The sequence below is a fragment of the Herbaspirillum robiniae genome, from assembly GCF_002213415.1.
Classification (GTDB): Bacteria; Pseudomonadota; Gammaproteobacteria; order Burkholderiales; family Burkholderiaceae_D; genus Herbaspirillum; species Herbaspirillum robiniae.
The window spans coordinates 121,615-129,879 of record NZ_NJGU01000015.1; the positions used below are offsets into that span (position 1 = coordinate 121,615).

At 62.8% G+C, this 8,265-nt stretch carries 7 protein-coding genes; all 7 read left to right on the forward strand.

Translation table 11 applies throughout. The annotated features are described in order from the left end of the window. Nucleotide 1: 1 nt before the first annotated feature. Nucleotides 2–811, forward strand: coding sequence for an ABC transporter ATP-binding protein (locus CEJ42_RS22345; RefSeq protein ID WP_079217065.1), 810 nt, complete (start codon nt 2–4; stop codon nt 809–811). A gap of 227 nt (nt 812–1,038) precedes the next feature. Further along, entirely contained in the window at nt 1,039–1,851 is an 813-nt protein-coding gene (locus tag CEJ42_RS22350) for a cytochrome C assembly family protein (protein WP_079217064.1), read from the forward strand. Further along, on the forward strand, nt 1,848–2,126 hold the full coding sequence (locus CEJ42_RS22355) for a PP0621 family protein (RefSeq protein ID WP_088752597.1): 279 nt from the start codon (nt 1,848–1,850) through the stop codon (nt 2,124–2,126). The genes CEJ42_RS22350 and CEJ42_RS22355 overlap by 4 nt, the downstream gene beginning before the upstream one ends. Before the next feature lie 4 nt (nt 2,127–2,130). Beyond that, nucleotides 2,131–2,763, forward strand: coding sequence for a 1,6-anhydro-N-acetylmuramyl-L-alanine amidase AmpD (gene ampD, locus CEJ42_RS22360; protein WP_088752598.1), 633 nt, complete (start codon nt 2,131–2,133; stop codon nt 2,761–2,763). Nucleotides 2,764–3,160: 397 nt separating this feature from the next. Next, nucleotides 3,161–6,148 (forward strand): ribonucleoside-diphosphate reductase subunit alpha, encoded by a 2,988-nt coding sequence (locus CEJ42_RS22365; RefSeq protein WP_088752599.1) that lies wholly within the window; start codon nt 3,161–3,163, stop codon nt 6,146–6,148. A 208-nt stretch (nt 6,149–6,356) separates the two neighbouring features. Beyond that, complete coding sequence (locus CEJ42_RS22370) at nt 6,357–7,511, forward strand: ribonucleotide-diphosphate reductase subunit beta (RefSeq protein ID WP_079217060.1); 1,155 nt, start codon at nt 6,357–6,359, stop codon at nt 7,509–7,511. 503 nt (nt 7,512–8,014) lie between these two features. Next, nucleotides 8,015–8,265, forward strand: a 251-nt coding sequence (locus tag CEJ42_RS22375; RefSeq protein WP_207760471.1) for a hypothetical protein, incomplete at its 3' end; no start/stop codon positions are given.

An 8,265-nucleotide genomic window follows, 5' to 3' on the forward strand; every position in this document is an offset into this window, starting at 1 on the left:
CATGAGCACCAACCATTCTTCGCCGCAGATCCGGATATCGGGCGTGAACAAGGTCTTCAAGACCGACGACCGCGAGGTCGTGGCCCTGAAGGACATCAACCTCGAGATCCCGGACGGCCAGTTCGTCTGCCTGCTCGGTCCCTCGGGCTGCGGCAAGTCGACCTTGCTCAACGCCATCGCCGGCTTTGCGCTGCCTTCTTCGGGCAGCATCACCACCGGCGGCAAGCTGGTGGAAGAGCCGGGGCCGGACCGCGGCATGGTGTTCCAGGAATACGCGCTGTTCCCCTGGATGACGGTGGAGCAGAACGTCGCCTTCGGCCTGGAGATCAAGGGCACGCCCAAGGCCGAGATCACCGCGCGCGTGACCCAGCTGCTGGACAAGCTGGGCCTGATCGACTTCCGCAGCCGCTTCCCCAAGGACCTGTCGGGCGGCATGCGCCAGCGGGTGGCGATCGCCCGCGTGCTGGCGCTGGACTCGCCCATCATGCTGATGGACGAGCCCTTCGGCGCGCTCGATGCGCTGACCCGGCGCAACCTGCAGGATGAGCTGCTGCGCATCTGGGACGAGTTCAGGAAGACCATCGTCTTCGTCACCCACAGCATCGAGGAAGCCATCTACCTGGCCGACCGCATCGTGGTGATGACCTACCGCCCCGGCACCATCAAGCGCGACATGATGGTCAGCCTGCCGCGCCTGCGCGATCCGGCCGATCCCGAGTTCAACGCCCTGAAGCGCGAACTCGGCCAGCTGGTGATGGAGGAGCAGCAGCGCCATCACAACGCCGAGATGAAGGCGGCCGCGGTCGACTGAACCCCGGCGCAGGCCCACGGACACGGCAGGCTCGCCTGCCGTGTTTCGTTTGGGCGTGTAAAATGCGCCCCCGCCCGGCCGCCGGGCGGTCTTTGATTCCACGAATTCGCCTCTATATATAGAGGAGATGTTTTTCGCGTCGGCCGCGCGGGCTCATCGGCCGCGATCGCCGCCTGCAGGCGGGCCGCGCCGGTGGGACGTGGTCCGACATGGTGTAAACTTAGCCGATGCAAACTTATTTCTTCATCCTGGCCGCGCTGCTCTACCTGGGCTGCGCCTTCATGCCTTCGGAGCGGCGCACGCCGATTTCCCTGGGCATCGTGCTCGGCTGGGTCCTGCACGGCGGGGCGCTGCTGTCGGACATGTTCGCCCCCGAGGCGCTGCGGGTCGGGTTTGCGGTGATGCTGTCGGCCACGCTGTGGATCTCGGTGGCCGCCTACTGGCTGGAGAACCGCAACTTCTCGCTCGACAGCATGCGCGTGCTGGTGCTGCCGGTGGCCGCCGTGTCGGTGGTGCTGCCCAGCATCTTCCCCGGCAACATGATCGTCTTGGCGGGCAAGTCGGACTGGTTCCTGGCGCACATCGCCATCTCCATCCTGGCCTACAGCACGCTGACCATCGCCGCCTTCCACGCGGTGCTGATGGTGCTGCAGGAGTCGCGCCTGCATACGCGCCCGGGTCCGGCCGCGCAGACCGGCTGGTTCGCCATGGCGCTGGATCGCCTGCCGGCGCTGCTGACGATGGAAAAATTGCTGTTTCGCCTGATCGGCTTCGGTTTCGTCCTGTTGACGCTGACCGTGCTGTCGGGCGTTGTGTTCTCCGAGCAGTTGTTCGGCACGCCCTTCCGGTGGGACCACAAGACGGTCTTCACCATGCTGTCCTGGCTGCTGTTCGGCCTGCTCCTGGCCGGCCGCCGCTGGCAGGGGTGGCGGGGGCGCACCGCGCTGAGCTTCACGCTGGCCGGTTTCGCCATCCTTTTATTGGCTTATGTGGGCAGCCGGTTCGTGCTTGAAGTCGTGCTGCATCGGGTACTGACATGAAATATCTGATCTGGCTGGTGGTGCTGCTGGCCGTGGTGGTGTGGTTCCAGCGCGCCAAGAAATCGATGCTGGCCGGCAGCGATGCGGCCCAGGACGCGGCCGGCTCGGGCATGCCCAAGCCCAAGGCCTCGCGCTTCAAGCGTCGCAGCGAAGGCGCCGAGACCATGGTGCAGTGCGCGCACTGCGGCATCCATTTCCCGGTGTCCGAAGCCGTGGTGCACGCCTCGGGCGCGCATTACTGCTGCGAAGAACACCGCCGCCTGGCCTCGTTCTGATTCCATGACCGACTCCGCTACCGACGCCGGCGCATGGTTCATCGACGGCGAAGGCTGGTGCAGCGCCGCCCGCCGCGAGCCTTCGCCGAACTGCGATGAGCGGCCCGACGGCTGCATCACCGACCTGCTGGTGATCCACAACATCAGCCTGCCGCCAGGCGTGTTCGGCGGTCCGTATGTCGCCGACCTGTTCTGCAACCGGCTGGACTACGACGCCCATCCCTATTTCGACCAGTTGCGGCCGTTGCGGGTGTCGGCCCATTTCCTGATCCGGCGCGACGGCGAGGTGGTCCAGTTCGTTTCGGCCAACCGGCGCGCCTGGCATGCCGGGGTCTCGGTGTTCGACGGTCGCGAGCGCTGCAATGACTTTTCCATCGGCATCGAGGTCGAAGGCAGTGACTTCGAACCCTTTTCCCAAGCCCAGTATCCGGCGCTGGCAGGCCTGACCGCGGCACTGGCGCAGCGCTATGCGCTCGCTGACGTGGCCGGGCACGAGCACATCGCGCCGGTGCGCAAAACCGACCCCGGTCCCTTTTTCGACTGGGGGCGCTACCGGGAAGAATTGGCGAAAATAATTAACGGCGCGCAATTGCGCTTCCCTTCAGGACTTCCTGAAAGTCAAGCGGGCCTGGGCTGAAAAATTAGAGAAATAGCGGTTGCATCATCGGAATGCCGATACTAGAATTAGTCTCAATCGTTCTTTTGGTACTAGATGTAGTGTGTCAGATCGAAGTTGTACCCGGGTCTTCATCCACGGCAGATCCGCGATGGCAGTGCTTCAGAAGGTGAAAGGTTCGTGAGGCAGTAACCAAGTCCTACAACGTCTCGCGTCCCATCCAGCCTTCTTCCAACCGTCTTACTCATCAGTTTCAAAGCAGTTTTGGTTTTTGCGTCAGCATGAATGTCCACGCAAGCGGATACTCATTGTGGGACGCTTCTGTCGTTCGCGAACCTCCCGCAGCTGTGGAGGTTCTACTTTAGCAACTCGGGGCAATTGCCATGCGGTTGTCTGACTTATGTATTTAGGAGGCTAAGTGCGCTCAACTCAAGAAATTTCCGTTAAATCTCCTGCCGCGTATGGCGGCGCTGCTGATCTGGAGTCGTCTTCCGACGCATCCCAGGCATCCGCCGTCAAATCCGGCGCCGGCCTGGGCGAATACCGCATCATCCGCCGCAACGGCGCCGTGGTCGGTTTCGAACCCTCGAAGATCTCCATCGCCGTGACCAAGGCCTTCCTGGCCGTCAACGGCGGACAGGGCGCAGCCTCGGCGCGCGTGCGCGAGATGGTGGAGCAGCTGACCACCAACGTGGTCTCGGCGCTGGTGCGCCGCCAGCCCACCGGCGGAACTTTCCATATCGAAGATATCCAGGACCAGGTCGAACTGGCCCTGATGCGCTCCGGCGAGCATGACGTCGCCCGCGCCTACGTGCTGTACCGCGCCAAACGCATGGAAGAGCGCGCCCAGCAGGGCGCCGCCACCAAGGCCGAGGTCGCCGCGCCGCAGCTGCACGTGATCGAAGACGGCAAGAGCCGTCCGCTGGATATCGCCGAAGTGCGCACCCTGATCGAAGCCGCCTGCGTCGGCCTGGAAAAGCACGTCGACAGCGAAGCCATCCTGGCCGAGACCGTCAAGAACCTGTACGACGGCGTGCCCGTCGAAGAGCTGTACAAGTCCGCCATCCTGGCTGCCCGCGCGCTGATGGAAAAGGACCCGGCCTACAGCCAGGTGACCTCGCGCCTGCTGATGCACACCATCCGCAAGGAAGTGTTCGGCAAGGAAGTGGCCCAGGCCGATGCCCCGGCCGAGTACCTCGAGTACTTCCCGGCCTACGTCAAGAAGGGTATCGACGCCGAGCTGCTCGACACCAAGCTGGGCCAGTTCGACCTGGCGCGCCTGGCCGCCGCCATCAAGCCCGAGCGCGACCTGCAGTTCGGCTACATCGGCCTGCAGACCCTGTACGACCGCTACTTCCTGCACATCCGCGGCACCCGCATCGAAATGCCCCAGGCTTTCTACATGCGCGTGGCGATGGGCCTGGCCCTGAACGAGATCGACCGCGAAGCCCGCGCCATCGAGTTCTACGACCTGCTGTCCTCGTTCGACTTCATGAGCTCGACCCCGACCCTGTTCAACTCGGGCACCCTGCGTTCGCAGCTGTCGTCGTGCTACCTGACGACCGTGGCCGATGACCTCGACGGCATCTACGAAGCCATCAAGGAAAACGCCCTGCTGGCCAAGTTCGCCGGCGGCCTGGGCAACGACTGGACCCCGGTGCGCGCCCTGGGCGCCCACATCAAGGGCACCAACGGCAAGTCGCAAGGCGTGGTGCCGTTCCTGAAGGTGGTCAACGACACCGCCGTGGCGGTCAACCAGGGCGGCAAGCGCAAGGGCGCGGTCTGCGCCTACCTGGAAACCTGGCACATGGACATCGAGGAATTCCTCGAGCTGCGCAAGAACACCGGCGACGATCGCCGCCGCACCCACGACATGAACACCGCGAACTGGATTCCCGACCTGTTCATGAAGCGCGTGATGGAAAAGGGCGAGTGGACCCTGTTCTCACCAAGCGACACCCCGGACCTGCACGATAAGTTTGGCAAGGCATTCGAACAGGCCTACCTCGGCTATGAAGCCAAGGCCGCCAGCGGCGAACTGAAGCTGTTCAAGAAGATCCAGGCTGTCGACCTGTGGCGCAAGATGCTGTCGATGCTGTTCGAAACCGGTCACCCCTGGATCACCTTCAAGGATCCTTGCAACATCCGTTCGCCGCAGCAGCACGTGGGCGTGGTTCACAGCTCCAACCTGTGCACCGAGATCACCCTGAACACCAACGAGTCGGAAATCGCCGTGTGCAACCTGGGCTCGGTCAACCTGCCGGCCCACCTGGTCAACGGCGAGCTGGACCATGCCAAGCTGCAGCGCACCATCCGCACCGCGATGCGCATGCTGGACAACGTGATCGACATCAACTACTACGCCGTCAAGAAGGCGCGTGACTCCAACCTGCGTCACCGTCCGGTGGGCATGGGCATCATGGGCTTCCAGGACTGCCTGCACATCAAGCGCGTGCCGTACGCCTCGATGGACGCCGTCGCCTTCGCCGACCGTTCGATGGAAGCCGTCTGCTACTACGCCTACTGGGCCTCGACCGAGCTGGCCGAAGAGCGCGGCCGCTACACCTCCTACCGCGGTTCGCTGTGGGATCGCGGCATCCTGCCGCAGGATTCCCTGAAGCTGCTGGCCGAAGAACGCGGCGGCTACCTGGAAGCCGACAGCAGCGAGACCATGGACTGGACCTCCCTGCGCGCACGCATCGCCGAACACGGCATGCGCAACTCGAACTGCGTGGCGATCGCCCCGACCGCGACCATTTCGAACATCATCGGCGTGTCGGCCTGCATCGAGCCGACCTACCAGAACCTGTACGTGAAGTCGAACCTGTCGGGCGAATTCACCGAAATCAACGAGTACCTGGTGCGTGACCTGAAGGCGCGCGGCCTGTGGGACGAAGTGATGGTCGCCGACCTGAAGTACTTCGACGGCAGCCTGGCCAAGATCGATCGCGTGCCGCAAGACCTGCGCGACATCTACGCCACCGCTTTCGAAGTGGATCCGTCGTGGCTGGTGGAAGCCGCCTCGCGCCGCCAGAAGTGGATCGACCAGGCCCAGTCGCTGAACATCTACATGGCCGGCGCATCCGGCAAGCGCCTGGACGAGACCTACAAGCTGGCATGGCTGCGCGGCCTGAAGACCACCTACTACCTGCGCACCATCGGCGCCACCCACACCGAGAAGTCGACTTCCCGCGCCGGCGCGCTCAACGCCGTGTCGGTGGACGGCGTCAGCGGCGGCGCGGCGGCATCGGCTGCGGCCGTGCCGGCGGCGCAGATCGCCTCGGCAGCAGCGGCCAGCAGCGCCTACGTCATGCCGACGCCGGGCGCTTCCATCGAAGCCGACGGTCCGGTCTGCACCATGCGTCCGGGCGACCCGGGCTTCGAAGAGTGCGAGGCCTGCCAGTAAGAAGCCAGAAAGCCGGCCGGAATCGCAAGCTCATGAGATGGATCAATTCCATCCTCGGCAGCTGCCAGCAAGATTCCGGGCCGGTCTTCACAGCCGGCGCATCGCGGTGAACTTCACCGGATGCGCCGTTGTCACCTCAATAGACTAGATGCAGTGTCCGGCGCGATATCGCCGACGCATCGCAACAAACCACAAAGAAGGAATCGATATGCTTTCCTGGGATGATCAAGCAAGCCCCAAGCCCCACACGCCGCAGCCTCAGCTGCAGCCCACCTTCGGCGCGCCGTTCGCCGAGGCCGCGCTGAACCCGGCGCTGGTCACCCGTGACGCCCCGGTCGACACCACCCGCCGCGTGAACGCCGCCGACAAGCGCATCATCAACGGCCACACCGACGTCAACCAGCTGGTGCCGTTCAAGTACAAGTGGGCCTGGGACAAGTACCTGGCCGGCTGCGCCAACCACTGGATGCCGCAGGAAATCAACATGCAGCGCGACATCGAGCTGTGGAAGAACCCGAACGGCCTGACCGAAGACGAGCGCCGTCTGGTCAAGCGCAACCTGGGCTTCTTCGTGACCGCCGACTCGCTGGCCGCCAACAACATCGTGCTGGGCACCTACCGCCACATCACCGCGCCGGAGTGCCGCCAGTACCTGCTGCGCCAGGCCTTCGAAGAAGCGATCCACACCCACGCCTACCAGTACATCGTCGAGTCGCTGGGCCTGGACGAGGCAGAGATCTTCAACGCGTATCACGAAGTCGAATCGATCCGCGACAAGGACGAGTTCCTGATCCCCTTCATCGACGTGCTGACCGATCCAGAATTCAAGACCGGCACCGTCGAGACCGACCAGGCGCTGCTGAAGTCGCTGATCGTTTTCGCGTGCATCATGGAAGGCCTGTTCTTCTACGTCGGCTTCACGCAGATCCTTGCGCTGGGCCGCCAGAACAAGATGATGGGCGCCGCCGAGCAGTACCAGTACATCCTGCGCGACGAGTCCATGCACTGCAACTTCGGCATCGACTTGATCAACACCGTGAAGATGGAGAACCCGCATCTGTGGACTCCGGAATTCCGCGAAGAGATCAAATCGTTGTTTTTACGCGCGGTGGAGTTGGAATATCGTTACGCAGAGGATACAATGCCGCGAGGCGTGCTCGGGTTGAACGCAACGATGTTCAAGGGCTACCTCCGATTCATCGCTAATCGTCGCGCACAGCAAATCGGATTGGACCCGCTGTTCGCACAAGAAGAAAATCCGTTCCCGTGGATGAGCGAGATGATCGACTTGAAGAAGGAGCGCAACTTCTTTGAGACCCGGGTCATCGAATACCAAACCGGGGGCGCGCTGAGTTGGGAATGATGTGCTGTCTCGAAGTACTCTTCAGCGAGACATGAGCACCACGGCAGTCGGATAGCTTGCAAGATATCCGGCTGCTGAAACTGAAAGGCAATCGCCAAATTAATGAACAGTCAGAGGCCGAATCGTTCTTCTCTGTTATCGCCGCTTAACCCCATCGTGTCGGGTCAGGCGGCTTTTCCTTTGAAAAACCTGATGGTTTTTCAGGAGTGCTATTCCGACGCTGGCGTTTGAACACGCTGGCGTTTTTTTTGGCTTCGCGCCTGCTCCCGTAGTCGACTATCTCCTGCGCCTTAGCGCGGGCACTACCGGAGGGGCGTAGCCAAGATAGCTGAAGCGCTGCATAGGTGAGGGGATGCAGCAGTTCAGCTGGTGCCGAATTCATTAGCGCAAGCGACAGGCTGCTTGCGCCGATGAATAGCCCGCTTGCGTTCATCGCGATGTCGCAGGAGGGTTGCTTATATCAAGCTTGATTTTTTCCATTCACGTGAAGAAGGAGAAACAAAATGGCAACAGCAGCAAAGAAGCCAGCAGCGGCCAAGAAGCCCGCTGCCAAGAAGCCGGCAGCCGCCAAGGCAGCCGCAGCACCGAAGAAGGCCGTCGCCGCTAAGGCAGCAGCACCGAAGAAGGCAGTCGCTGCCAAGAAGCCGGTCGCCGCCAAGAAGGCAGCAGCTCCGAAGAAGGCAGTCGCCGCCAAGAAGCCGGTCGCCGCCAAGAAGGCAGCAGCTCCGAAGAAGGCAGTCGCCGCCAAGAAGCC

Bases quoted from the DNA above. Each gene is read 5' to 3' on its own strand.
- CEJ42_RS22345 (WP_079217065.1), top strand. From the start codon at position 2: ATGAGCACCAACCATTCTTCGCCGCAGATCCGGATATCGGGCGTGAAC.
- CEJ42_RS22350 (WP_079217064.1), top strand. From the start codon at position 1,039: ATGCAAACTTATTTCTTCATCCTGGCCGCGCTGCTCTACCTGGGCTGC.
- CEJ42_RS22355 (WP_088752597.1), top strand. From the start codon at position 1,848: ATGAAATATCTGATCTGGCTGGTGGTGCTGCTGGCCGTGGTGGTGTGG.
- ampD (WP_088752598.1), top strand. From the start codon at position 2,131: ATGACCGACTCCGCTACCGACGCCGGCGCATGGTTCATCGACGGCGAA.
- CEJ42_RS22370 (WP_079217060.1), top strand. From the start codon at position 6,357: ATGCTTTCCTGGGATGATCAAGCAAGCCCCAAGCCCCACACGCCGCAG.